The sequence below is a fragment of the Brucepastera parasyntrophica genome, assembly GCF_022376835.1.
Lineage (GTDB): Bacteria > Spirochaetota > Spirochaetia > Treponematales > Treponemataceae > Brucepastera > Brucepastera parasyntrophica.
On sequence record NZ_CP084606.1, the window covers coordinates 729,640 to 752,865 of the forward strand.

At 45.9% G+C, this 23,226-nt stretch carries 27 protein-coding genes, 1 tRNA gene and 1 pseudogene; 19 read left to right on the forward strand and 10 right to left on the reverse strand.

Translation table 11 applies throughout. The features are described 5' to 3' along the window. Positions 1 to 85: 85 nt before the first annotated feature. From K7I13_RS03485 to K7I13_RS03495, 3 genes are all read left to right on the forward strand, one after another. Positions 86 to 1,399 carry an OmpA family protein gene (locus tag K7I13_RS03485; protein WP_255947976.1) on the forward strand — a complete coding sequence of 438 codons (1,314 nt, stop codon included), beginning with the start codon at positions 86 to 88 and terminating at the stop codon, positions 1,397 to 1,399. Positions 1,400 to 1,533: 134 nt separating this feature from the next. Beyond that, positions 1,534 to 1,851: a hypothetical protein gene (locus tag K7I13_RS03490; RefSeq protein WP_255947978.1), complete on the forward strand. Its 318-nt coding sequence runs from the start codon at positions 1,534 to 1,536 to the stop codon at positions 1,849 to 1,851. A 60-nt stretch (positions 1,852 to 1,911) separates the two neighbouring features. Then, positions 1,912 to 2,295, forward strand: a complete 384-nt coding sequence (locus tag K7I13_RS03495) for an outer membrane protein assembly factor BamD (RefSeq protein WP_255947980.1) — start codon at positions 1,912 to 1,914, stop codon at positions 2,293 to 2,295. Between the two features lie 149 nt (positions 2,296 to 2,444). Here K7I13_RS03495 and K7I13_RS03500 read toward each other — a convergent pair whose 3' ends face one another. Beyond that, positions 2,445 to 3,572 carry a vWA domain-containing protein gene (locus tag K7I13_RS03500; RefSeq protein ID WP_255947982.1) on the reverse strand — a complete coding sequence of 376 codons (1,128 nt, stop codon included), beginning with the start codon at positions 3,570 to 3,572 and terminating at the stop codon, positions 2,445 to 2,447. Positions 3,573 to 3,697: 125 nt separating this feature from the next. On the opposite strand from K7I13_RS03500, the gene aroC reads away from it, so the two are divergent. The 12 genes and pseudogenes from aroC (at position 3,698) to K7I13_RS03565 (ending at position 13,776) form a co-directional block, all read left to right on the forward strand. Then, positions 3,698 to 4,789, forward strand: a complete 1,092-nt coding sequence (gene aroC / locus K7I13_RS03505) for a chorismate synthase (protein WP_255947984.1) — start codon at positions 3,698 to 3,700, stop codon at positions 4,787 to 4,789. 87 nt (positions 4,790 to 4,876) lie between these two features. Next, positions 4,877 to 5,818, forward strand: a complete 942-nt coding sequence (locus tag K7I13_RS03510) for a hypothetical protein (protein WP_255947987.1) — start codon at positions 4,877 to 4,879, stop codon at positions 5,816 to 5,818. Between the two features lie 118 nt (positions 5,819 to 5,936). Continuing rightward, complete coding sequence (locus K7I13_RS03515) at positions 5,937 to 6,296, forward strand: hypothetical protein (RefSeq protein ID WP_255947989.1); 360 nt, start codon at positions 5,937 to 5,939, stop codon at positions 6,294 to 6,296. Positions 6,297 to 6,311: 15 nt separating this feature from the next. Then, complete coding sequence (locus K7I13_RS03520; RefSeq protein ID WP_255947991.1) at positions 6,312 to 6,725, forward strand: ATP-binding protein; 414 nt, start codon at positions 6,312 to 6,314, stop codon at positions 6,723 to 6,725. Between the two features lie 102 nt (positions 6,726 to 6,827). Continuing rightward, positions 6,828 to 8,150, forward strand: a complete 1,323-nt coding sequence (locus K7I13_RS03525; RefSeq protein ID WP_255947993.1) for a [Fe-Fe] hydrogenase large subunit C-terminal domain-containing protein — start codon at positions 6,828 to 6,830, stop codon at positions 8,148 to 8,150. A gap of 3 nt (positions 8,151 to 8,153) precedes the next feature. Then, entirely contained in the window at positions 8,154 to 8,756 is a 603-nt protein-coding gene (locus tag K7I13_RS03530) for a 5-formyltetrahydrofolate cyclo-ligase (RefSeq protein WP_255947995.1), read from the forward strand. Positions 8,757 to 8,776: 20 nt separating this feature from the next. Further along, positions 8,777 to 9,369: pseudogene (locus K7I13_RS03535) on the forward strand (DUF6657 family protein). A 187-nt stretch (positions 9,370 to 9,556) separates the two neighbouring features. Further along, a tRNA-Asn gene (locus K7I13_RS03545) sits at positions 9,557 to 9,629 on the forward strand. 172 nt (positions 9,630 to 9,801) lie between these two features. Then, the gene (locus tag K7I13_RS03550; RefSeq protein ID WP_255947999.1) at positions 9,802 to 11,010 is read left to right on the forward strand and encodes a tyrosine-type recombinase/integrase; all 1,209 of its coding nucleotides are present in this window, start codon (positions 9,802 to 9,804) and stop codon (positions 11,008 to 11,010) included. A gap of 133 nt (positions 11,011 to 11,143) precedes the next feature. Continuing rightward, the gene (locus K7I13_RS03555; RefSeq protein WP_255948000.1) at positions 11,144 to 11,656 is read left to right on the forward strand and encodes a hypothetical protein; all 513 of its coding nucleotides are present in this window, start codon (positions 11,144 to 11,146) and stop codon (positions 11,654 to 11,656) included. Between the two features lie 29 nt (positions 11,657 to 11,685). Next, positions 11,686 to 12,348, forward strand: coding sequence for a hypothetical protein (locus K7I13_RS03560; RefSeq protein WP_255948001.1), 663 nt, complete (start codon positions 11,686 to 11,688; stop codon positions 12,346 to 12,348). A gap of 624 nt (positions 12,349 to 12,972) precedes the next feature. After that, positions 12,973 to 13,776 (forward strand): hypothetical protein, encoded by an 804-nt coding sequence (locus K7I13_RS03565; protein ID WP_255948002.1) that lies wholly within the window; start codon positions 12,973 to 12,975, stop codon positions 13,774 to 13,776. Positions 13,777 to 13,998: 222 nt separating this feature from the next. On the opposite strand, the gene K7I13_RS03570 is transcribed toward K7I13_RS03565, so the two are convergent. Beyond that, positions 13,999 to 14,331: a helix-turn-helix domain-containing protein gene (locus tag K7I13_RS03570; protein ID WP_255948003.1), complete on the reverse strand. Its 333-nt coding sequence runs from the start codon at positions 14,329 to 14,331 to the stop codon at positions 13,999 to 14,001. A gap of 144 nt (positions 14,332 to 14,475) precedes the next feature. Here K7I13_RS03570 and K7I13_RS03575 point away from each other — a divergent pair, with 144 nt between their 5' ends. The 4 genes from K7I13_RS03575 (at position 14,476) to K7I13_RS03590 (ending at position 18,240) form a co-directional block, all read left to right on the forward strand. Continuing rightward, positions 14,476 to 15,432, forward strand: coding sequence for a 6TM ABC transporter family protein (locus K7I13_RS03575; RefSeq protein WP_255948004.1), 957 nt, complete (start codon positions 14,476 to 14,478; stop codon positions 15,430 to 15,432). A 22-nt stretch (positions 15,433 to 15,454) separates the two neighbouring features. Further along, the gene (locus K7I13_RS03580; protein WP_255948005.1) at positions 15,455 to 16,114 is read left to right on the forward strand and encodes a hypothetical protein; all 660 of its coding nucleotides are present in this window, start codon (positions 15,455 to 15,457) and stop codon (positions 16,112 to 16,114) included. A 57-nt stretch (positions 16,115 to 16,171) separates the two neighbouring features. Then, a complete protein-coding gene (locus K7I13_RS03585) occupies positions 16,172 to 17,413 on the forward strand; it encodes a FlgO family outer membrane protein (RefSeq protein ID WP_255948006.1) in 1,242 nt (413 codons plus the stop codon). Between the two features lie 83 nt (positions 17,414 to 17,496). Further along, on the forward strand, positions 17,497 to 18,240 hold the full coding sequence (locus tag K7I13_RS03590; protein ID WP_255948008.1) for a hypothetical protein: 744 nt from the start codon (positions 17,497 to 17,499) through the stop codon (positions 18,238 to 18,240). 296 nt (positions 18,241 to 18,536) lie between these two features. Here the strand turns inward: K7I13_RS03590 and K7I13_RS03595 are convergent, their stop codons facing one another. From K7I13_RS03595 to K7I13_RS03630, 8 genes are all read right to left on the reverse strand, one after another. After that, positions 18,537 to 18,953 (reverse strand): hypothetical protein, encoded by a 417-nt coding sequence (locus tag K7I13_RS03595; RefSeq protein WP_255948010.1) that lies wholly within the window; start codon positions 18,951 to 18,953, stop codon positions 18,537 to 18,539. After that, positions 18,943 to 19,845 carry a hypothetical protein gene (locus tag K7I13_RS03600; protein ID WP_255948012.1) on the reverse strand — a complete coding sequence of 301 codons (903 nt, stop codon included), beginning with the start codon at positions 19,843 to 19,845 and terminating at the stop codon, positions 18,943 to 18,945. The genes K7I13_RS03595 and K7I13_RS03600 overlap by 11 nt, the downstream gene beginning before the upstream one ends. A gap of 211 nt (positions 19,846 to 20,056) precedes the next feature. Beyond that, positions 20,057 to 20,368, reverse strand: a complete 312-nt coding sequence (locus K7I13_RS03605; RefSeq protein ID WP_255948014.1) for a hypothetical protein — start codon at positions 20,366 to 20,368, stop codon at positions 20,057 to 20,059. Then, positions 20,365 to 20,775: a hypothetical protein gene (locus tag K7I13_RS03610; RefSeq protein WP_255948016.1), complete on the reverse strand. Its 411-nt coding sequence runs from the start codon at positions 20,773 to 20,775 to the stop codon at positions 20,365 to 20,367. Before K7I13_RS03610 ends, K7I13_RS03605 begins: the two co-directional genes overlap by 4 nt. Continuing rightward, entirely contained in the window at positions 20,762 to 21,340 is a 579-nt protein-coding gene (locus tag K7I13_RS03615; protein ID WP_255948019.1) for a host-nuclease inhibitor Gam family protein, read from the reverse strand. Before K7I13_RS03615 ends, K7I13_RS03610 begins: the two co-directional genes overlap by 14 nt. Positions 21,341 to 21,349: 9 nt before the next feature. Next, complete coding sequence (locus tag K7I13_RS03620) at positions 21,350 to 22,222, reverse strand: RecT family recombinase (protein WP_255948021.1); 873 nt, start codon at positions 22,220 to 22,222, stop codon at positions 21,350 to 21,352. A gap of 173 nt (positions 22,223 to 22,395) precedes the next feature. Continuing rightward, a complete protein-coding gene (locus tag K7I13_RS03625) occupies positions 22,396 to 22,818 on the reverse strand; it encodes a JAB domain-containing protein (protein WP_255948023.1) in 423 nt (140 codons plus the stop codon). Further along, positions 22,818 to 23,210: a DUF6573 family protein gene (locus tag K7I13_RS03630; RefSeq protein WP_255948025.1), complete on the reverse strand. Its 393-nt coding sequence runs from the start codon at positions 23,208 to 23,210 to the stop codon at positions 22,818 to 22,820. The genes K7I13_RS03625 and K7I13_RS03630 overlap by 1 nt, the downstream gene beginning before the upstream one ends. Positions 23,211 to 23,226 lie beyond the last annotated feature (16 nt).

The following is a 23,226-nucleotide window of genomic DNA, read 5'->3' on the forward strand; positions in this document are numbered from 1 at the left end:
ATATTTGACTATTTCCGGTTGTACGTGTTTCTGGTATAAAGAATTAATTAAATCTTTATATCAGAAACTTAAATTAAAGGTGTATATGGCTAAAAAACTGCCGATATCTCTGTGTTTCATATTAGTGATTACCCTTAACGCTGCCGCCTATGATCAGATTATTTCTGCGAAATCGGCAGTGAACTGGAACACGGAAGCAATCACCTCCGTAATTTCACTTGATGTAGAGAAAACCGGCCTGAAAATGCCCACAAGCCGAAATGAGGCCCTCCGGATATTAAACGCGGAAACTCCCGGCCTTCTAAAAGACACATTCTTTTCCATAATTATAGATTCCTCGCAGAGACTCGGCGACGCTGTTGAAAGCGGGGCTGTTTCGCTTGCCGATATAAATGAAATTATCGACACAAGCAAAAAAACACCTCCCCGCTTTTCACTTGATTTAAAACAGCTGTCAACAACACATACCTTTTATCTTGCCGATATAGGCAGTCTTTTTATTAAGCACAGAAGGGCCAACCCGGTTGAACCTTCTTTATATACAGTACCGACCCGGGCATACAGCGGCATTCTGATTGACGCGCGGGGAACACTTCCCGTACATGGCGAATATACGCAGGAAGCATTGTCTCCCTGTATTTTTCCCAGAATATGGGGTTCGGATATGGACCTGCTGTATGAAAAGAATACGGTAGATCCGGCTGTCGCCTTAAAGCGGGGAATCGTATATTACACGGCAAGCAGCGATGAAAGCCGGTACAGGGACAGAATAGGAGCAGACCCTCTTCGGATAACGGCCCGCGGCGTGTATGGCCAGAACAGGACCGATCCCGTCATTTCACAGACGGATTTTCTGCGTATTGTTTCAAGCCCTGAAAACAGGAATCTGCTCAGGGACGGTAAAATCGTTATCCTGTGTGACCAGGAAACACTGGAAAACAGCATGCTCGGCCCCGTACGGGATGAAAACTACTATTTTACACGTCAGGAAATCGAAAAGATCCTGGCACCCATTCCTGTCACCAGGATGGATGTGGACGACAGCTGGGAAGGGCTTAAAATCAGTATTTATGATATACGTTTTATCGCCGATTCTCCTGAAATCCTTCCTGAGGAACAGGAACGGTTTAATATCATTGCCGATATACTTAAAATAGCCGGCCCGAACGCTTCATTTACTGTAAAGGGTCATACAGCAAACGTAGGCAATCCGTCCGGTGAACAGACCCTTTCGGAACTGAGGGCGGAAAAAATAGCGGAACAGCTCGTTTCCCGGGGAATTCCGGCTGATAAAATACAGACAGCGGGATTCGGCGCTCGGATACCCATAGATACCAATGAAACGGCCGACGGCCGGGCTCGCAACAGGCGGGCCGAAATTATTATAAAATTGAATTAATGGGGCGATTTCAAAACTAACAGAGTTTTGAAACTGGCTCGATATCATACCTGTCATGCGCATTTTCAGGCCCGAATTACATTGACGCCGGTCTTCACGCATGATACTATAAAGACTGAAAAAGGGGGCTATGTATGCCTGAGCAGACAGAAAAAATGTATGAAACCGAAATCGCGGAAGCCCTTGAACAGGGAAAAATTTATTGCGCAAATTGCATACACTGCAAACTTGTGCCGAGTCCGGCAAACTCTTCGGGCCAGTTTTATCTCCGGGTCCGCTGCGCAGCAGGCAAATGGAATAAAAAAATGGGCGGAGAGAAACTTTATAAATATTTCACTGTTACCAGACGCAGTATTGATTGTTGTGATTCATATGAACCGATGGGCGATGCCGCGGATTTTATCAGCGATCTGAAAAAAACCTTGCCCATCAAAGACGAAATCTACGAATAATAAGGCTAGGAAAACCCGTACATGAAATGCAAACCCTTACTTTTTTTATTGGCCGGCATTGTGGCAGTAATATCGGCAGGATGTTCTTCTATTCCCAATCCTGAACAGATCCCACCTGAAGCAAGCGTTGCGGAACTGAGTCTCCGGGGACAGACGGAACTTGACAGGAACAAATACAAGGCCGCAGAAGTTTATTACCAGACTATCATAGACCGCTATGGATCGGATACCTCAACACTGACCGCGGCGGAGTTTGAAATTGCGCATATCAGAATGAAGCAGAAAAAATGGGAAGATGCTGAAACACGCCTCGAAACAATTATAGCGCGTTATGAATCAACCGGAGGGACAGAGCTGCCCCCTGAATATCTGGTCCTGGCGCGGAACGATCTGAACCGCATTCCGGAAAAACACCGGACTGCAAAAACTGACGCTGCGGAATAAAATATCCAGCCACTGAAAATAAATCTGTTTTCAGCGGCTGTTTTTTCTGACAAAATCATATTCAGGTAATTTTTTAAAGAATACTCTATCCCGGGGCGGTATCTTTTGCTGATACGCCTCAGGGATGATTGATACTTTTGGTTTCCCGTCTAATACGTGTTTCCATGCGGCAGAATGATAACATTAATCTGTACATTTTTGGAACGGGCGTTATTTTCAACCGTTTCCTTTGTAATCCGCCCGCGCGGTTTCGGATGAGGCGGTGCGTCACCGATAAGAATGATTTTTTTATCTGAAGCAGGATTCCAGGGATAGGCAAGACCGGCGTCAATGCCTTCATAAACCGCTTCGGGGATGTCCCTGCCGCCGAAGGGACGGAAACTCCCGAGGGCTTTCATGAATACATTTAAATCCGGCGTAAAGGGACAGGCGGACTTAACCAGAAAATCATCAAAATAGTCCTTGTAAAGAACAAGCCCGACCCGCCATGAAGGATACTGGGGCAGTAACTCATTAAGGGAAGAGGCCAGCAGTTCCCGCAGAATCTTTATATCATCCTGCATGCTTTCCGTTGCATCAATAACAAATACAAGATCAAGGGATTTATCACCGGCAGGGGTCAGAATTTTCGTGATCTGGGGAAGAATATCATCCGCGCCTTTTGCATAGGTTATTTTACCCTGTGAAACATCGGCAAGATTCGAGAAGGCGGTTACCGTATCTTTCATGTAAATTGCGGTGTCCGGCATATGTTCGGCAACAGATTTTTGGGTTACCCGGAGCTGAAAGGGATTGTCTTTGAATTGTCCCGTATAATCGGCATAGGGCTTTTCAAAGGCACGGATATTGAGGAAGGTCCCGTCAAGAACCTGTACTTCCCCATGACGGGTATTTTCATATCCGTAAAGAATAATATAGGGTATCCAGATATGGAAAGCTTCACCAAGCGGAGTATTCTGCTCCGGTGTAGAATCAATCAGGCTGTAGATTTTATCTTCTTTTGGAATAAATTCACCATCAAGCATGCGGAGTTCATCGCCATTTACCGGATTATAGTCCCGGGTCCGGTAAGCGTAGTTAGCGGAGAGCATTTGCGGATCCTTTGTGGATTCAGTGATCAGTACTGAATTTATATCCTTTTTTTTCCGGATGTATAAATGGTAACCGCCCTCGGGACTTTGGATAATCCTTACATCGGAGGGGCCTATGGAGAGATCCGCGGCGGAAAGCATACCGGCGGTTAAAACCATGATTATTGTAATGAAAATATTCTTCATATATATACTATCGGAATATATACAGTGGCCCTTGATGCAAAAGGACGCCGGATGTTAAAGTGAGAATAAAGGAAGCTATAGTCAAATAATTTAAATTATTTGACTATTTCCGAAAGGAGTGTGCTGTGGCAGGAAATACATTCGGAACAGTTTTCAGGGTAACCACTTTCGGGGAAAGTCACGGGGAAGCTCTGGGGGTTGTCATAGACGGGTGTCCTCCCGGTATTCAGGTTGATCCCGGATATATACAAAAAGAACTGGACCGCCGCAGGCCGGGATTTCACGGCAGGGAACATAATCCCGCAATTACCGACCGGAAAGAAGCTGATCACTGTGAAATCCTTTCCGGAATTTTTGAGGGAAAATCAACAGGAGCTCCCATCGCGGCGCTCATAAGAAACACAAACCAGCATTCTTCCGACTATGATACGCTGAAAAATGTTTTCCGGCCGGGCCACGCTGATTTTACCTGGCAGAAAAAATACGGGATCCGTGACTACCGTGGCGGAGGGCGTTCATCCGGCCGTGAAACCGCGGCTCGGGTAATCGCGGGAGCCGTGGCAAAAACTTTTCTGGCCTCAAAGGGCATCACAGTGATTGCATGGACACAGGAAGCCGCAGGTATCAGCTGCGAAACCAGAGATGAATCGGTTATTGAGGCCAATACATGCAGAGCTCCGGATATGGAAGCCGCGGAAAAAATGACGGCTGAAATAGCCGCTCTGAGGGAAAAAGGCGACAGCGCAGGAGGGATTATTTCCTGCAGGATTTCGGGAGTCCCGGCGGGCCTCGGAGAACCTGTCTTTGATAAACTGGACGCCGAACTTGCCCATGCAATTCTTTCCGTCGGTGCGGTAAAGGGAATCGAATTCGGCGCAGGATTTGCCAGCGCCCGCATGACAGGATCGGAATGGAATGATGAAATGACCGCCGGGGATGAACAGGATAACGCCGGGTTTTCTTCAAATAATGCGGGAGGGATACTCGGAGGGATTTCGACCGGGGCCGATATTTTCTTCAATGCGGCTATCAAGCCGGTCCCGTCCATAGCGAAAATCCAGAAAACGGTAACGGTTGACGGCGCCGGGACCAGCATTGAAATAACAGGCCGGCATGACGCCTGCCTTTGTCCGAGGATTGTTCCGGTCATTGAAGCGATGGCAGCTATAGTAATCGCGGATATGTATCTGCGCCAGCTCACGTCAGCCGAAAAATAAAAAAACAGCGGACAATCAATAAAATACCTCGGCGCAGAGCAGGGGTATCAAACCCTCGCCTCGAATAAAACTTACCGGAGAAAAAAAATGAAAACACTCGATAAAAAAGCTTTTGGGGAAATCCGCAGCTGGCTGCACCGGAACGGCAGGGAAATCGAATGCGCGCTCTGGCAGTTTCATTTTGAAGATGGAACCGCAGAGGCTGTACTGTCCACCCTCGCCTTTTACCAGAATGAAGACGGCGGTTTCGGGAACGCACTCGAACCTGACAGCTGGAACCCGGATTCGTCACCGTATACAACACTCTACGCGATAACCCTTCTCAGGGGAATCCGCTTTACCGATACAAGCCATCCGGTATACCAGGGCATTTTCAGATTTCTGGAAAACGGGATGCACAGCACTGAAAAGAGCTGGCTGTTCAGCATACCCTCAAACGACGCCTGCCCGAGAGCCCCGTGGTGGACATACAATGAGGCCTCAAATGAGACTGAAAGTGTCGGCGTAACCGCCGGTCTTGCCGGTTTTATCCTGAGATACGGGGATGTCAATTCGGCCCTGTATGAAAAAGCCCTTGACTGCACCCAAGATGTAATCGATAAACTGAACGGACCGGGACCGTACGGCGACATGGGAATCGGAGAAGGAGTTTCCCTGCTCGCTGACATGGAAACGTCCGGCGCCGCGAACAAATTTGACGGTCCCGGCCTCGCGGGCAGGCTGGCAGGACTCATGGAAAATACCGTTGAACGGGACCCTTCAAAATGGACTGCTTATAACGCAAAACCTTCCCTCTATATCGGATCGCCCGACAGTGTTTTCTTTCCCGCTTTTAAGGAGCTTGTTTCCGCGGAGCTGGATTTTATTATTGACACAAGGCGGCCCGGGGCGGTCTGGGATATCCCCTGGAACTGGTTTGAGCACGCCGGAAAATACGCAAGGGAATGGGCTATCAGTGAAAACTGGTGGAAATCAGTCAAGGCAATTGAAAAAACGCTGCTTTTGAGGGATTTCGGCAGGGTTCAATGAACAGCCCGGATTAAACCGGACTTCCGGATAAAAAAAATACTGAAAACAGAAATACGGGGGAGCATAACTGCCCGGAAAGTCACTTTACGGCAGGCCGGAACCGTGTTATTCTTATTATATGACAATTTCCGAAGTACAAAAGGCTCTTGAAGCCGAATTGGTTGACGGCACCGGACAGGAAAATGTGGAAATCCTTTCCGCCTGCGGAGCCGATCTTATGAGTGACGTGATGGCCTTTGTAAAGGACCAGGTCCTTTTGCTCACCGGTCTTATCAATGTTCAGGTTATCCGTACCGCTATTCTTATGGATATTCAGGCAATATGTTTTGTCCGCGGGAAGTCCCCCAATCATGAAATGATTGAAATGGCAAAAGACAATAATATTGTCCTGCTTAAAACAAAACTCCCGCTTTTTCTTGCCTGCGGAAAGCTGTATGAAGCCGGAGTCAGACAGGGCGGAGTCCGAAAAATCGACTAGGAGAATCCGGGCGGGATGAAATTCAATTATATAGTTCCCGGAGATGATTTTTCACGTGCCGGAAATGCTTCTTCAGAAATGAAAAAGACACTCCAGCGCCTGGGGCTGCCCCAGGCGGTTATCAAAAGAACCGCCGTCGCCATGTATGAGGCTGAAATCAATATGGTTGTTCATGCCGGCGGGGGCCGGGCGGAAATAACCATTGAGCCTGATCTGATAACTATCATTATGAAAGACGATGGTCCCGGAATAGCGGATATTGAACTTGCCATGCAGGACGGATACTCCACTGCGGAGGATGAAGTCAGGGAAATGGGTTTCGGCGCGGGAATGGGACTGCCGAACATGAAGCGCAATACCGATGAGATGCTGATAGAAACGGAACCCGGGAAAGGCACAACCATAACCATGAAAATACGGATACTCTAATAATATAGTATAACATCAGAGTACTCTATTATTAGAGTACTAAATAAGCAGAGAGGTTTTCAGGAAGACCCCGGAAACTTCCTGATAAAGGGAAACAGTGCAGTGAAAAAACCAAACCGAAATCATTCCGTAATGCTCGATGAAGATGCATGCAAGGGTTGTACAGTTTGCGTTACTACCTGTCCTGCGGAAGCAATCCGCGTCAGAAACGGAAAGGCCCTTATTATAAGCGAACGCTGCATTGACTGCGGCGAATGTATCCGGCGGTGCAGGAACCACGCAAAACAGGCAAGATCCGACAGTTTCCGGGATTTTATGAATTCCGGACGCAGCAAATATGACTGGACCATTGTTCTGCCCGCGCCGTCGCTGTACGGACAGTTTCCGGAAAAATACAGTATCGGTGATATCCATCAGGCGCTGCTGATGCTGGGCTTTGACGATATTTTTCCCGTATCAGCGGCAACCTCCGCAATCTCCGAGGCAACCCTCCAGTGTATTGAAAACAATCAGGGGCCGCAGCAAATGAAGCCCCTGATATCTTCAAGCTGTCCTACAATAATAAAGTTTATCCAAAGCCGCTTTCCTACACTGATCGATCATATAGTACCTGTAATCGCGCCTATGGAACTGGCAGGGCGGCTTGCGCGGGAAAAGGCTCTTACTGAATTACGGGAAAAGGGAAAGAAAAAACCAAGGATAGGCGTATTTTTTATTTCACCCTGTCCGGGAAAAATAACGGAATCAATGGCCCCCGTGAGCGGCGAAGATACGGGCATTGACGGTGTTTTCAGTATGAGGGATATTCATGTTCCGGGCCTGACTGCCCTCGGAAAAATTACAAGAGGCGAAGCATGTTTTCCTCTCCGCCCCGAAGAAATCGCCTGGGGAAGGACAGGAGGAGAAGCCGAGGCGGCCCTCGCAGACAAAGGATATTCCTACATGGCGGTCGACGGCATAGAAGCCTGCACCCGGGTTCTTGAGGCCGTGGAAGACGGGCTTCTCAATGATATAGATTTCCTTGAACTGATGGCCTGTCCGGGCGGATGTGTCGGCGGGGCGCTGACTGTTTCAAATTCCGATCTGGCAAAACATTCCATCAGGCAAAAAGAAGAAAAACTGGGAAATGAAAAAAAAGAAGCCGGTGATAAACGGAAAAAAGTTGATCCTTCACTTTGTATGAGAAAGGGTTCCATTCCCGAAAAGTCGGCGTTCAAACTTGATTCCGATTATAAAAAAGCGGTAAAAATGATGGAAGAAATGGAGGAAATTTATAAAGAACTTCCCGGGCTTGACTGCGGCTGCTGCGGCGCGCCGAACTGTCACGCCCTTGCGGAGGATATTGTAAAGGGAAACGCCAGTCTGACGGACTGTGTCATCATTCTCAAGGAACAGTACAGAAACCTTCTCGGAAAAGAAAAATAGCACATGAACGAAGCAAAAGCAGAACTCAGGCAGAAAATGCGAGAACGGGTAAAACAATGCGCCATGACCGGCGGGGACACTTCCCGGCAATTTCTTCAGTCAATATACGCCATTCCCGGCATTGAAGGAACAGACACGGTTTTTGCTTTTTTTCCTTACGCCGGAGAGCCCGATATAACTCCGGCAATATCCAGAATGATTGATGAAGGCAGGACCGTAGCGGTCCCGCGCATTACCGGCGAGGATCTGACGTTTCATGCCATTAATTCCGTAACCGGTGATTTTCTTCCGGGGGCATTCGGCATTCCGGAACCTGACAGCTCCTGGCCCACCCTGTTTCCGGAACAGTCCCATTTAATACGGTTTCCGGCAGTTATTCTGATGCCCGGTCTCGCATTTTCCCGTGAAGGCTCCCGCCTTGGCAGAGGCAGAGGATACTATGACCGGTTTCTTTCGGATTTTCTCAGTCATTTTGCGGAACGCCGGAGAGAGATTACATTGGCGGGAGTATGCTGGGAAGCCCAGATAATTGAAGATATTCCTGTTGAATCCCATGATATACGGGTTAATTGCCTTTGTACTGAAAAAAACTGTATATTAATATAAAAATATGATGAGGGGGAAAAATGGGACAGGTTCGATCAGCTCTGGAAATTGCGCTTGAAAAAACAGCTGATATACAGGGAGACAAAACAGGGGCCCAAAGCAGGGAACTGAAAGTTGAGGGAAAAAAGGCGGCAACCGCCTACCTGGAAGACAGGGATCCGAAAAAGCTTGCGTCCGTGCTGTCCGGAAAAAAAGAGGCAGATCAGCAGTTTATAAAGGAAGGCGCCCTGTCAATTTTTCTTGCCGCAGTCAGGCTCCCGTCCGCTGAGGATGATCTCAAGAAACTGACCGATATAGGTGCCGGGCTTGATGTTTTGCTGCCGGACTCGGGAATTCCTTCTTTTTTGAGCAGGTTAACCAGATTATGCAGCAATACCTGGATGAAGGTGAACAGCTCGGATCCATGCTGGAACAGCAGTTCATGCCGCGCCTGAAGGCAAAACAGCAGGAACTCGAAAAAATGTACGGGCAGGCGGTTTCTCTTGATCCCAGACAGGATCCGGAATATATGCAGGCCGTTTCCAAAGGCAGACGCATGCTTGAACAGAAATACGGCGCGGTAATCGAAGAGATCAAGCGAAGAATTCAGGAAATAGCGGGTATCACTGAATAAGGTACCGGTACGGGGGCCGCTCTCTGTTTGAGGTTTGAGCGGAACAGAGTGAGGCCGGTAAAATGAAGGGGCAAATTGCCTTAGCGGCAGAAATATAGTTAAATCAGGGAACGCAGTCTATATGATTATTTATGCCTGCCCTCTTGACTTTTTTTTGCTGTTAGTATATTTTTTCCAATACAAACATTCCCCTGTAGCTCAGTCGGCAGAGCAAGTGGCTGTTAACCACTGGGTCGCTGGTTCAAGCCCGGCCGGGGGAGCTTTTCAGACCGCCTTTCAGGCGGTCTATTTTTTTGCACTGCAAGGAATTAGCTGAAAACGCTGTCAGAATCGTATGCGTAAGACACAGCCGGAAAAGGGCTGTGGTAACAGAAGTGGCAACAAAAGGGCAACACTTTTTTTGGAGATTTCATAAGTCTCCGGGAGCCACGGATGAGTGTATCGGTCGGAAAGTATCATTTGTTCAAACGCGCGCGGCCCAATGGAACGTTCTGGTATTACTGGTTTTCGGAAAACGAAAAGCGGATTATCAGGTCCTGCGGGCGGGCCTGCTCAAGCAAGCGGGAAGCGGTACAGTTTCTCGAAAACCTCCTGAAAGAAGAACTGACCCAGTCAAAAAAGAAAACAGCGGCCAGGCTGGTAACTGTCACGGATTTCGCCGGGGACATGTTTACTGAAGGGGCCCCTCACCTCGCCCGCTGGGCCGCCAAAGGCAAGGTGCTCAAGAGGCAGACTGTTATCCAGCACCGGCGGCACCTGACGCGCTATATCCTTCCCCGCTTCGGACGTTACCGTTTTCCCGATATTACTCCAACTGAAGTCGAGGACTTTCTTCTCGAACAGAGGCTTTCCAATTCCTGCCGGAACACTGTCCTTTATACGCTCCGTCTCATCATGAGGGAAGCCCGTCGCTCGGGTATTCTGGAGATAATCCCCGAGTTTGAACCCTTCAGGCGGAACGGCAGGAGACAGGACACCCTGTCTGGTGAGGAGCTGGCCTACCTTTTTCCATGGGACGCGGACGAGCTTATCAGGATATGGAAACGCCCCAGCCGTGTGCACCAGGAGACCGACAGGGACGCGCTCATGTTCGGTACTCTTTTCTGTCTGACCGTATCAGCGGGACTCCGCTCCGGGGAAGTCCGGGCGCTGCACACCGAGCAGATATATCTGCCCAGAAGCGGTCTGGTAATTGACCGGGCTGTCGATGACCTCGGGGAGATCGGCTTATTGAAAAAAGCCACCGCTGAAGATACCCGAAGCCGCGCCGTCATTGTGCCTGAAATCACAATGAATATGCTGAAGCGCTGGCTCTCCCTCATGCCCCACACTCCTGAGTTTCCCGGTCTTGTGTTTCCCTATAACGGCAAGCCCGTAGCAAGTTATTACCTTCTCGACCGGTTCAGGTTCGGTCTTGAAAAAGCGGGGATTGATTATAAGGCCCGGCGGCTGACCGTTCACTGCCTGCGGTACACCTACAACACTCGTATGCGGACACTCCTGTCAGAACAGGTCCTTCGGGAGTTTGTGGGTCACCGGTCTATGGCGATGACGGACCATTATGACAACCCGATCCCCGCCGAACGGCTTGAGGCGTATCAGGGAGTGCGGCCCGCGGTGGAGATGTTCTGGGGGAATTGATCATTAGCTAAATCATCTATCTGCATTACAGATAAAGGTATCGCTGAAAATACATTTTTGTCTTATTATAGACAATATTGTCTAATATATATAAAATGTAAAAATCTTTAAGACCGCCCTGTGGAGGAGTTTTATGCCGAAAAATGAGGATACCGAACTATATGGAAAGCTTGAACACGAATTACAGGAAGCAACTGAATCATTTATCCACCTGTGCAGGTCTTTTCCGCATATTAAAAATCTATATATGATGGAACATACCAATGCGGTATGCAACGCGCGTAATCTTCAGGAAAAATCTTTTTATAAAAAAATTGAACGAATGAATGGTAAAAATGGATTATATAATGATCCGGTATTGCTTCTGGCTGTAACTAAAGACTTGGGCATATCCATACAGGAAGCTTTTTCCCTGAAAAAAACGAAAATCTTAACAGATCAGGAAGTAACACAAGCTCTCGTTTCATCGGAGAGTCTCAGGCTGATTCATGATACCGTACAGCATGCGGTATGGAGTTCACGCAAGCCGAGTCAAAATATATCGTTCAGGCAGAAATACTATGCGGCAGGGTATATTCTGTTTTACACAAATCTTATTATGAGTAATAGTTTGCCTACACTCTCGCTTTTTTTATGTGGTCGGTAAAACAGAAAAAATTGTATCCACACGGTACGGTGAATAATAGAGATAAGAATATTATACAGATTGATACTGTACTAAAAAAAATATTTAATATTTTCCCTAAAGCAGCATCTGAAAAAGACAATAAAATTCTTATATTTCTATATTTAAAACAAGAAATAGAACGATTTTACTTTTCACATTTTAATCTTAAATATACAAACATTACTCCTACAAAATCTAATAAAAGCATTTTTAAGGGATTTCAGTATATTAAAACAGAGCATAAAACTGATATAAAAAACCAATTCCAGCTTATCGCGGAAATATGGGATGAGTTTTTTGATATATACCGGTCAGGAAAAAAAGCGGGGCCGGTTTCCAATACGCTCATTTATTCCGCGATTGAAGTTCTTTCAAAACTGATAAAAGCTGATATTGATTATCCCAGTGAAATAAAAAAATACAAAAATCAGGGAGAATATCTATTTAAGATACTCATTAATAATAATCCCAAATATTCAATTGATTATATTATTACACTTGATGAATCATTTACTGACTCTCTGACCAATTTGCAGAATGAAATGTATTATTTGATACCTGAAAAATATGAAGAAAAAATACTATCCAATGAAGTTATTTTATATGTTGACGGAAAAACAAAGAACAAAAAAATGACGGAAAAACCTGGAATACAGCATTTTCCGATTTAAACAACGCGTTACGTCATGTCGATCAGGTTTTTAATAAACAAAGAAAAAAGTAGAAATAAGAGTTGCCGCAGGTGAATATTCAGCGCCTGAAGATGGTTTCCAGATACATTCCCAAGTAATACTTTCAGGGGGATGGAATAAGGATAGTCAATCTAATTTGATAGAAGAAAAGATAAATGAATCAAAAATCTATACCTGCGAAGATAGTCCAGCATTTGTAATTGATAGTCCCTCAAAAATATTAAAATAGAAAATATACACATTAGTTCACCCCATCGCCTTCCAGGACTCTATAATGTAACAATTTATGATCCCGATGAGACAGCCAGAACAAAATCGCCCCTTTTTATTGAATCAGCAGATTGTGTTGAAGTACACTCATGTGTATTTTCAGCAGATGGTATTAATGGGTCCACAATATTGTATGACGGCAAAAAAGAAAAGTGAAAATGACTGAATGTTATTATTCCTGTAACGGAAAATTACGCAAAATCAGATAAAAATATTTTTAAACTCTAAACACCTCCATACATAAAAATAAGGCCGGATGAATTTGCTGAGTAGTAATAGCGGGAGTTATTTGTTCAGCAAAAAAGCCGGCCAACTTTTTATGGAGGTGCCATTATGGCAACAACTGACACGACACAGATTCCCAACGGAAATTCTCAGCTGGTAATTGATAAAATCGGGCTGCGGATAAAAACAGAATATCTGAATAAGGATACTGTCAAAGACTGGCAAAAAGGAAGAATTACTATCCTGACCCATGGTGAAACAGCCCAGATAAACATTCATCCTGAATTTGAACCATGGGAAAAAAATCTCGGATGGAAATGTCTTGATGCGGTTCTGGTGCTGCTGCATACCCAAGCCTTTACACGAAGATTCAGTTTTTGTGTATATACCATGTATAAAACACTATATCCCTATTTGTTAAGAAACGACATGTTCATATCATATTTTTTAAGCAACTTTATGAGTCTTGCTGAATTTGAACTTGCGTTTGACTTTTATGACTATCCTCTGCTGATTTCCCCATCAAATACAGAGCATCATGATTTCAAAAATTATAAAGGAACATTTTATTCCCTTGACGGGAAAGTCACCAGACGGAAAAGAAACGGTAAAATGCTGTCCAAGGGAAACCAACAATCCGCGGTAATAATATATGACCGGGGAAAGAAACTGGGAAGTGACAGGAAATGTACACGGTTTGAGGTCAGATATCAGGGAAAATATAGAAAGTACCTTTCTATAAACATGCTCGAAGGTACAGCGGAGAAAGCGTTTTCCCTGCTGAAACCAAGTTTTCCGAAAATTATCGGTAAACTTATCAGTCCTGAATCGATTGTACTGACCGATTATTGGGATTTGAACAGTCATGAGTTATTTAAAATGATGCTTCTGCTGGCATTTCTGAAAAAGTAAACAAATCTATAGTAGAAACATGCGCTCTGTCTGTATTTTTCAGGGGGACTTATTAATGGGAAACGTTTGTTTAGTTGTTTTGATGTATTCTGATATTTCTGAAAATATTTTCAAATTAATTAAAATTAATATAAAATATAATTTGATATATTCGTTATGTATAGAATACATATATGAATTACATAGTATTCATGTATAAACAACTAAATATGAAAAGAATAATTACTTTAAGTATTCATTTGTAATAGTATCAAATGATTCAATAAAAACCTTTTTAATATCCTGACTGTACCGGGTAAGTATTTTATGGGTATCCTCCGTAGCCGCCTGTTCGGGCATAAACAGTTCGTAGACTTCAACCCCAAGGACTTCGGCAAGGTTTGTCAGAGTTGCGGGGGATATCCATTTTTTTCCTGTTTCAATATCGCTGACAAAATTATGGGATATTCCAAGTTCCTGGGCAAATTTCAGTTGGGACATACCGCGTCTGCTGCGGAAGCGCTTTATATTTGCACTCAATATTCTCTGAATTTCCAGAGTTTCACGTTTATCCATATTTCATCCTTATAGCGTAGTGTAATTCTAACTATCAGCTTGACAAACACGCAAATAACTACTAGCATTAACACAAAGTCGCCATAAGCGACTTTTAATAACCACACATGTCTATTTCAGCAAGCATACAAAAGGATTTTGGCCATGAATAATGAAGAAACTACGGTAAACATTAAAAATGTTCTATCAGGGATTAAATCAGACCGTTTTCATTCAGGAGAACAAATGCAGGAGCAGGATTTGTCTGTCCTGACCGATTCCCTCGGTATCCCGGCAGGTACGAAGATATTCGGATATATTGACGCCGATTATCTGAAAGACAGAAAACGGAAACAGGCTGTAGCGTTTACTTCAGCGGGAATGTTCTGGAAGTCTCAATCAATAAAAGAGGATGATAAAACAGGAAAAGGAACTTCAGGAAATCTCTCCTATGAGGAACTTGCCAATTTTGCCGTGAGGGTAAAGACCGGTTCCGGAAGCGATGAAATCACCTTTTACCGCGATGATGTAAAAAACTCCGATTTTATTACCCTCTCGGTCACACTTGACGCATGCTCAAATTCTGAAATGATCCAGAGTATCCGTGGAGGGCTGGAAAAACTCCTGGAAACGCTGGTAATAATATATGACAAAAAACCTGTCGCCGACGGCTCTCTGAACCGTGAAGAGATATGGGCATATCTTGACGCGGATAACGATATCTCCGCCTATGTTTTCTACGCCAGATATTTTGCCCGGTGTTCGTGTAATGGAATAGATCGGTTTGCTTTTTCTTTTTCCATTAGCGGCTTCGCGGCGGGGTTGCTTAATCTCTTTTATCGCAAGTGTTATGCGCCAGCATTGACAGCGCTCGGAATATATCTGCTGTTATACATTTTCATTGACATCGGAGCGCTTGTCCTGCTTATTCTGTTTTGCGGGCTGATGGGACCCTATTTCATATATAAACGGTTCCGGTCAATACAGCGGAAAACACAAATGATCACGGACAGAGAACAACGCCTTACCGCGATACGGGAACTGGGCGGAGTAAATATCTGGTTTGCGTTATTGGGGCTTGTCATTGTTATTGCCGGTTTTATCGGCGGATTTTTCTCATAAACCAACAAGGAGGAGGAGCAGAATGAAAGGGTTTAGGAGTTACGGACGGTTATTGGCTGCGCTATTGTGTGTATTTTTGTTTGCTTCCTGCGGAGGAAACAACTACATAAAACAGGTAAAAAATGGCAGGATGAATTTCGACCAGTCAACCACAATCGGCAAAGCGCTTTCAGGATATTCCTACATAACAGCGGGAAAATGGAGTTCATCAAAGGACAGTCAGGGAAGACAGCTGGTCTCTTTCACCGCAAGAGCGAAGGACCCATACGCGATTATCTTTCATACGCCGAAAGGAGATATTGATGTCAAAACAAGGGATGACCTTTTTGTCAATTTCATCGGCTTCTATGGTCTTTCCGGTTCGGAAGCTGAACTGAAAGAACTGGGAATGGACAAAAACTTTCTTAACACAGTATATGAACGGTACTATGAGGTATATGAATATTATGATGAAAAACCCCATGATGAAGCATTTTTTGTTCCGGCGTCGGCTGTTCTTGAACTTCAATGGCTCATCCTCGGAAAGAAGGAAGATGGAACCCGTCTGAATGACCAGACGTTAACTGTCACATTCAAACTTCCGCAGATGGATAACAAAACACTTGATGTACCTATTCCCATAGGACTGGAAACAATGCTGAAAATGATTTACGGCAACAAATCCTATATTGAGACGAGATAAAAATGAAAGCGGAAAGCGTCATTCCGCTTCCCGCTTTTTTAATACAAAGGATACGCCATGAAACAGTTTTCCATTTTCCTGATTTTATTCTTTATTATGATTACCTGCTTCACCGCCTGTACGACAACCGCCAAACCGGCGGCTGAAACTGTTCCAGTCAGTACCTCAGATGAACTTGACGCAGGCATATATAGTATGGCTGACAGGATGCTCGCCGATATGGCCGGCAAAAAAGGCCTGTCCATCGCTGTCCTGGATTTCACACTGGACAATGAACATACCCAGCTCTCCCGGTATATTGCCGAGGAACTCACGGGCATTTTTCATTCGTCAGGTACCGTAAAAATGATTGAACGGGAAAACCTTGATACGGTGCTGGACGAACAGCAGTTTCAGCTTTCGGGAAATGTTGACGATAACACCGCAAAAAGTATCGGGCGGATTGCGGGGGCGGATATGCTCTGCTATGGGCGGATTACCGAACTTCCCGGATCAGTCAGGATTTCGGCCCGGATTATCGATGTTGAATCCGGGATACTTGTTTCCATCGCCAATATGGAAGTGCCGAAAACAGAAAAGGTGAAATCGCTGCTGGGAACGGCGGAAAAGAAACAGAGTTCAGCCGGGGAAACAAAAAAAGAAGAACAGATGCTTCCCCATCCGTCAGACAGACCTGATAATCAGGCGTCCTCCGCCTCAGCTAATCCGGATTTGTCCCTGATACAGAAAAACAGGGATGAACTTGCCACCGAAGAGGCGCAGATTCAGGCAATCAGGGACTATCAGGAGTATATGATTGATTATTTTCCGGATATTACTGTTAAGGATATAAAAACCGAATCAAAAGTATCCGGATCAACTGTTTTATATACCATTGAATTCACCTGGAACCATACCGACAAAATGCCGGTAGTTAACGAAATGAAAACATTTTTTCAGACCTTTGCCGATGCGGGTCAGGGAAACAGAAAACGGAGCTTCACTTATTATCCAAGCGCATACGCGAGCAAAACCCAGCAGATAGCTTTTCCCATATACCAAAAAGCAAATTCTGTTTTAAAATACGGATTTCATTGGGAATTGGAATTCACTCTACTTGATAGAGACGGGCTGCCGATTGATATATATAAAACCACGCTCACACGGACTGCGCCATGGGGAAAATCATCCAGAGACAGTAAGGGATGGTTTTTCAATATTTCGGAAGAAGCATACGCAATGGTAAAAGAAGTCAGGCTGACCAAAAAAACAGGCAGTATATATTGGATGGAAAATATTTCATCTCCTAACGCTTACTAGCAACCAATATCATTGAACATATAATCCGGGCACGCTGTGTTGTGTAATAAATAAATATCAGAAATATGCAGGGAGGCATAAACATGTGTTTTAAAAAAAGAAAAACAGCATATATCGTTTTTTCTGTAGTTTGTATTTTTATTGTATCACTATCATCCTGTTCTGTTTCGAAAAAAACAATCAGAAACACGACATATCAATATTCCCTGAAAATTCCCAGAACCTGGGATGAGGTACCAAAAAGTGAAATTGAGGAAATTGACCTGGGATTTATGACGGATGAACTGACCGGCGGCGCTGATTCTTCAGAGGAAGAGTTTATCGCGGAATATTATTACCGTGACAGGGAAAACCCCGGAAATGTTCTGCGGATCGGAATTATGGCGTTACCTGATGAATTAAAAAAAATGTCTATACGCAGGATGCTGCCTCCCGCAGAGACATTTGATGAAACAATGGGATTTGACAAGATCCATGGAAAAGAATTTTTTATTATGTTTCATGATTATTATTACGGTATAATGCTGTATGCTGTCTGTGTTCATCAGGGAAATATGTACGCCTTTCTCTTATCGGCTGATTCCGATCTGGAGAACGCGGCAAAGATATTCAAAACCATAAAGGTAAAAACACCGGGATTTTTCAGAGGCTTTGGTGATGGACTGAAAAGTCCGTTCATGCTTGTATATTCCCTGTTCGCAAAAGATGATGTAATTATTTATGCGTATCCGAATAAAAAGGGACTGTATATAACAGGTTTCATTCTCGGAATACTTTTGCTGCTTGTGGTTATCCTTTCCCTGTTTCAGAAAAATGAAACTGAATAGCGCGGGATGGTATCCTGTTTGCGGATAAGAATCACGGCTGATGCGTTACCGGTTTCCGGAAAAGAATATTCTCTGTGCTGATGCACCGTGATTCGGATACGGAAACAGATACCATCCCGCCTCCGAATCACTGATACCTTAATATCTGACACGGAAATCCTCATCTGTTTTCCTGCTTCCGCATCTGGGACAGCGGGGCAAAAACAGTGAAGGTTTCACGAAAAAAATATATCCGCATGATCCGCATTTCATAAGACGTTTCTGTTTCCATCCCGGTGGAATAAACCTGTGGTGTTTCATATCCTGATTACCTCACTTATTTCGCTCATACGTCCGCGGAACTCATCGATTCCGGCTCCGGGATTGTCCCGATAGATTTCCATAATGGTTTCGAGTATCATGCTCACGGCTTGCGTGTTCTGCTCCTGAAGGGCCGTATCGACAAGCCGGAAATACTCTTCAAACAATATCCTGCGCTCGCCAAAACGGTGCCTGAGATACAAAAGCATGGCTTCGCGTTCAGTTCTTATAACCGAAAGCGCTGCTATGCGTTTGCGTTCAATATCCCGGCGTTTTGATTTTTCCTGTTCAAGGGTACGCATGTATTCGCTCAGGGCATGTATGACCGCTCCCGCGGTATTAGCGGCTGCCTGTTCAGGGAACCGTCTGACATCCGGATATTCAGGATATTCTTCATCGTCTTCATAGATCATCGGCGGTATACTCCCTGTGTATTTTCCTGAACAGCACTCCGCTCCCTTTTGTCAGGGTACCATTTCCGCTTACGATATCGACTTCAATAACACTCTTCAGAGCCCGGAGAAGAAGGACTGTCATATTGATATGACCGCTTACTGATTCAGTGATTTCAAAGCCGGACACATTGTCAAGAAAGCACAGCTGGGTACGTATTTTTCCGGAAAGGGCTGAAATGAGCTGTTCACCTTCCCTGACGCGGGCGCTGACAGCCCGCAGTTGAGCAAGATAGGCCTGTAACTTTTCCCGTCTGATCTCAATCTTCGCTGCATTCCTGAGGGCGGCTGTTTTTATTCCCGCAGCTTTTGCTCCAAAGAATAATCCTGTTATGGCAGGGAATACCGTAGAAAGAGGATTGAGGCCAAATGCCCCCGCCGCAATAAGAGATGGAAGACGTTTTCCATATACACTCCTACACTGTACAACCTGCGCGATTCCCAGAGAAAGGCCCTCAAGTATATCGCCCGCTTTGATACAGGCCCTTTCGAGGGAATCGAGTTCCGGAGCAATACTGTATACGCCGATTGTTTCAGTGTTCCTGAAGGGAGTCAGTTCGGTACCGCGGAATCGGGAAAGAGATTCCACAGCTTCCCTGATAATACCGGAATAGATTTCCAGTTTCAGTCTGCCGAACTGTTCAAGCCGTTTCTGTATCCTCCTGGCGTATCGTCTAATACGCCGGAGTTCCAGAAGATATGAGTCCCGCGCCGCGTTCTGGATTTCAGCGCTTTTTCTGCAATCCGCGATTCCCCTTATCCCCGCACCGATACCTATGATGCCGACGCCAGTACCCAGTATCTCTCCCAATGAGACCGCCGCGGTGATTGCGGCAGGTAAAAAAATCAACATTGATATACTCCTATAAATTTATCCGTTAACCGGACGCAGAACGAGTTGAGAAGCAACTCAATTCCGCAACTCCTTTGATATGAAAAAATAAAAAGCCGCTTCCCGGAGGAAACGGCTTTTTCTGAATCTGAAACGGTGCGGAAACGCTGATCAAGTTATCGGACTGTAATGAGCTCAGCCTGTGTATTTCAGGTAATTCCAAATACAGACGTTACCCATCTTTGGTAAATATTCTGAAACAGCTCAGGCAGATATATTTCCGTCCCGCCTTTTCCGTTATATCCGACAATCCCGCGCAGGCGAGACCCGCGAGGATTCCAGAAATAATTCCGCCCGTGACTGGCCCCGAGGCTTCTCCTTTTTCTTTACGCTGCTCATCAATCAGCACCCACGCGATAAGAGCGCCGCCGATGGCGCCGCCCAATCCCGCGAGAATGACCGCATGAGCTGAAAGCCTGATGATGTTTTTTGAAAGGCAGTAAGGACAGCAATACCCTTCCCTGTCATGGTCAATCAGAATCATGCCGCGTCTCCGTCGGTGTCCTTTGCCGCAAGCAGGGTCATCACAGTCCTGCCGTCATCTCCGGGATGAATAAGGGCCGTAACCAGAATAAACTCTTCGGTCACCAGAGGCCCCCGGAGAACCATAAAAGGAACGGCATAGCTTTCTTCGGTATTCCGTCCGGGAGAAGTCTCCGGTACAATATGGGCGTTCACCAGCTTCAGGAGATTGATGATCCTCTGCTTCAGGCTTATTCCCATGGATACCAGAAAATCCGGAGGGGTCAGTTTCTGCGCGAGTTCGGCTGTCAGAGCCACGGGAATATCAATCCCCTCGGTTTCAGCTTCCCCGCTGATATCAACCAGAAGACCACCCCGTATCGCTGTTCCTCGTGAATAGGGATATCCGTTTTCATCAGGCGGCGTCATGGGCGGCCTCCTGTTTTGCGGCGCCTTTTTCCGCTGTGATGTAGAGTTCTTCCTCTCCCTCAACGAGGCTTACGCCGGGAATGGAAACTCCGGACTGAAGGGCCTTTTTCAGCTCCGAACGGAGAAGCTGTTTTTTCACTTCCACAGCGTTCTTCAGGTTTTTCCCGCAGTATTTCAGGGCCGACTGTTCGTCTGTTATCTTTGCGGTATCGGGAAGTTTTCTCATAGACACTGAAGCGCTGAAGAGTTTCAGGGTTTTTCCTTTCCGCTGTTCGGCGATTGCTTTGACCGCGTAGGGTCTCAGCAGTGTACGGAACCAGATGATGCTTTCGGTGTCCTCCCTCACGGTTTCCGCGAGCCAGCGGTCAATGCGGGCATGGTACGCCTCGGCAAGCTGTTTCTGTTTTTGAATCCGCTGTTCAGCCTGCAATATCTTCCGGGCTGTCCAGGCGGCCTTGTCCTCAGAGTCAACATGAAATCCTGTTTCCGGGGAAACGGAGCTTTCCCTGATATTAAAAAGTATTTGTTCCAGAGAATCGATAGTATGCTGTTCCTGCTGTATCATAAACGCACCTCAGTATATTGGTATTTCCTGCGGAACCGCAGGTTTTGAATAGGATGAAGGAACGCGGGGCTGTTTTGTCTGAGTCCGCTGTTTCCGTCCTTTCTCTTTTTCAGCATCTCCGCCCGACGCGATACACTCCCTCACATGTTTCAGAAGTCCCCTGAGCTGAGGTTCCGTCTTCTCCATTCTGAGCTGGTTTTCAATCCATTCAAGATGCTGGGGAGAAAGGATGTCCCTGTTTTCCATCGCGAGGGAATGAATGGCACCGACCAGAGGGCCAGCGGAAAAGCCGGTATCCGTTTCACGGGCTTTTCCTGCCGCGGGCTTTTGCCCGGGTTCCGCCAGAGGCATTTCCCTGATGGGAAGCTCCGCGCTGTCATAGGGGATGCCTCCGATTTCATTTGAGAAGCAGAGCCTGAATCCCTGACTGATAGCAACCTTCTTCAGCTGAAATTTGGGCATGCGTTCCCAGAATCCGTTGACTTTCCCGGAACTGTCATGTTGTACCGCCTCATTCCAGTATACTTCATGGATAAACGGGCGGCTCCAGTCCTTGCGCTGTATCTCGACAACAGCCCTCAGGGTTTCACCGGAGCCCTCAACACACGCTTTCCAGCCGTCAAGTAATCCTGTCCGCTCGGCCTTCTTGATGTACACTTCATATCCGGTGATGAGTTTCATCCTCCGCTGTCCGTCTTCAAACAGAACCCTGGCATGAAGTTCCCGTTTGAATGGATTGAGCTGGTAGGTAACCGCCGTGGCGATAAACCGTTCCTTTTCCGCCTCCGTCAGAGGAAGTTCCTCCGGCGAAACGGAAAGATAGTGTTCAGCCAGTTCCCGGCTGATAACGGCGGGTACTGTTTCTTCACTGGCATTCTGCATTTGATGCCTCCTTGTAATGAGTTGTATCCTCATCTTCCGATGGGATGTGTGTTTTTTTCTGAGGCTGTCCGAAAAGTTTGAAAACTTCTTCGGACAGTTTCCTTGATGTGGAATTTTTGCACCGTTTCAAAGAAACGGGAGAAAATTCAAGACATGTTTCATAAGTAACCAACTTATGGAACATGTCCTTTTTCCCTGAGACTCACAAAATCCTTTTTGCCGAAAATAATGTGATCAAGGACCGGAATACCGATAAGCTCTCCCGCTTCCATAAGCCTGACGGTTACGGCAAGGTCTTCAGGGGACGGTTCAAGCTGTCCCGAAGGATGGTTATGGGCAAGGATGACGGCCGCTGATGAATCCCGTATTGCCCTGATAAAAACCTCACGGGGATGAATGATTGTCCGGTTGATGATTCCTATGGTGACAATGGAAACGGTGATGATTTCATGGGCGCCGTTCAGGGTGAGGACAATAAACTGTTCCTGCGGTGATTTCGCGTAACGGCGTACCGCAGCATACACATCGGCGGGAGCCGATATCTGTACGGGATACAGGCTTTTCCTCTCCGAAACTATCTGGTACTGCATCTCCATCAGTCCTCCTCTTCTCCCATGATGGTAACGACAGGTGAACCGTCATCGCCGCCGTCAATAACCGCTTTAAGTTTTACTTCCCTGTCCCCTATTTCACCTGATTCATTTTCCATGAGGAAGGCAACATCAAAGAGAAGCTGTGATTTTCCTGAAGTGATTCTGATTGCATATTGCAAAAGAAAAAGCATATCGTGCAGCCGTCCCTCCACGGACTGGCCATACTCAGTTTCCGCCCGATTTGAAGGAACTATCAATCCGTGGTAAACCGAAGCGGTTACCGCGACTGGAAGAACAAATCCGCTTTCCTTTGCGGCTTCCGTGATATCAATGAGCACCCCGTCTTCAATCGCCTGTTTTCGTGAATAGGAATAGACTGTTTCCCAGTTATCCATACATACCTCCTGTCTG